We start from the raw sequence: 2,091 nt of genomic DNA, 5'->3' as shown, positions 1-2,091 counted from the left end.
TATGAGTAGCAAAGTCGTCGCGTAGTTGCATTCACAGCCTTCTTGTTTTTATTTAAGCGATCACACTAAATGAAACAAATACAGTAGTTTATAGGCCAACCCTGTGTCATACCCCTTGATCGCCCCTATCATGTCAACAAAAAATGCAAAAACGAACAACATGATGATACCGAATAAAATAAGCGCGAAACTAAATACTAGCTTTTTCCAAACTGGCTGATTGGCAGCTTCAATATTGCCTTCGGGTAAGTTTTTGTTTAAGTCATACGGATCGTTAGGATCTATCTGACATTCAGCTTCAATCTCAGGGCTAAACTTAGGGGTGATGCTAGTGTTGATAGATAGTAAGCGTCCCAGGTAACGTAGCCATGTAGGAATTAAAATAGCTGCTGTACCGATATCTGGCTCAAAAGCTTGTTTTGAATACTCAAGATTATCATATGGATTCAATAAATCGATAAAAGTTCTCTGAAAAGATTCTAACGGATTTTCACGATTTTTGTGTACAGGATGAATATAGCGTATAGCATTTTTGACCTCTTCAATTTGCTTATCATTACCTTCCATATATCGACGAACAAACTCGAAATGGTAAACCAAATAGTCGCTGGCACTCAAATAAACAAACGGCAAGCTAAACATCCCCGTAATAGTAACACCATCATCGGCTAAAGTAATACCACGTACATCACCACCGTCTTTGTAGGTAGTGGCCATATAGAATTTTAGGTCATCCCAATCAAAAACTTGTACTTGGCGATTGGCTTGGCGAACATAAACCTTTCGTGTTTTTCGATTAAAACGAATGGGAAGGTAGGTATAGCTGAATAGCTCCGTTGAGAGTAAAGCCAATAAATAAATAAAAGCAACTATAAAGGCTAACGTTATGGTACTTGCTAATATCCCTAATAGAAAAGAGCCTGTTAGGAACTCGTCATACAGTATGACAAAACCTAAGTAAATGACACCTGATATTAGTCCTAAAAAAAACAAACTGCCAAACGTGACGTCACCTCGTATTCTATCCTGACGGCCTGTTAGCTCCATATAAGTTGAATTAAACTGTACGACGGTACGCTGAGGATAAAGTGGTACGTTATAATTGTGTGTTTTATCTAGCCATTTAAAGTCCTGAATCTCTTGAACTCGTCCGCCTAGACCTACACCAAAATCACCACCGAATTTTTGATTTATTTCTTTATAACTAAGTTTTGCAAAGGGGTTTCTACCATTAATATCTATCATTTAATTATCCTGTAGGTCAATATCGTCACCCACCACAGCACGATCAAACTGCTCTAATGTATGCTCAAGTGACCAAGCTTGAGAGCACGTTTCAGGCATTGAATATTTTCTATATGGTCATCGCCTGCTATTTCTATAACCTTACAGTCCTGATGTGAATCCTGAGCGAGGATAAAAAAGCAAAGCACTGGTTAGACCGAGCGTAAGGTGAAAGCTATGATCGAGTAGGAAAAGAAATGAGCGCAGGTGAAGTTTCTACATCAAGGATGGATCCATAGCAACCTGAAGAAACTATTCCGTGATACCGGCTGTATCGGTTTTACATTCAAATAGCGATATTAAATAACGGTCCCTCATTTATTCTGTCGCATCTACTTCAATGCCTTTCAAGCCACTGTCTAACTGTTTAAGCTAAGAGCTATCTTCAGATATTTAGATCCACCGAAATAACAGCCAATCCCACAGTATCTTGAAGAAGCTTGGGTAATCTCCATGTGGTCGCGCAGCACCGATGATATCAATAATAATGGCGAGTATCGATAAGGAGGCCAGCGTTGCAACTACCATCATCACGACATAAAACACTTTTTCTAACAAGGTAGCAGGCTCCATGAGCGCTGGTATCGGCGGGTTTTTATTTAAGTCAAATTTATCGTTAGGATCTACATCACATTGGGCTTCTATCTCAAAAGGAAAATGCGGCGTGCTAGACGTCAATACGGCTAAACGACGGCCCAACAGCTTTAAAAACCAAAAAGGGATATCAATCATAAACGTCCAGTCTAACTTTAGAGTGTCTTCTGGATATTCCATATCATTGAAATCGTGATGATACGCAAATAAAGA

Annotated in this window: 1 protein-coding gene and 1 pseudogene; both read right to left on the bottom strand. The window is 39.2% G+C overall.

Annotation, left to right across the window (positions count from 1 at the left end):
* Positions 1 to 60 precede the first annotated feature (60 nt).
* Positions 61 to 1,245: a DUF6708 domain-containing protein gene (locus tag ACT3QP_RS14615; protein WP_442440094.1), complete on the bottom strand. Its 1,185-nt coding sequence runs from the start codon at positions 1,243 to 1,245 to the stop codon at positions 61 to 63.
* A gap of 432 nt (positions 1,246 to 1,677) precedes the next feature.
* Positions 1,678 to 2,091 (bottom strand): annotated as a pseudogene (locus tag ACT3QP_RS14610) (hypothetical protein); the annotation flags it as partial.

The sequence above is a fragment of the Psychrobacter sp. AOP7-B1-24 genome (assembly GCF_052376215.1).
Taxonomy (GTDB): domain Bacteria; phylum Pseudomonadota; class Gammaproteobacteria; order Pseudomonadales; family Moraxellaceae; genus Psychrobacter.
The sequence above is the reverse complement of the archived record's forward strand: the minus strand, read 5'-3'. Positions and strand labels throughout refer to the sequence as shown.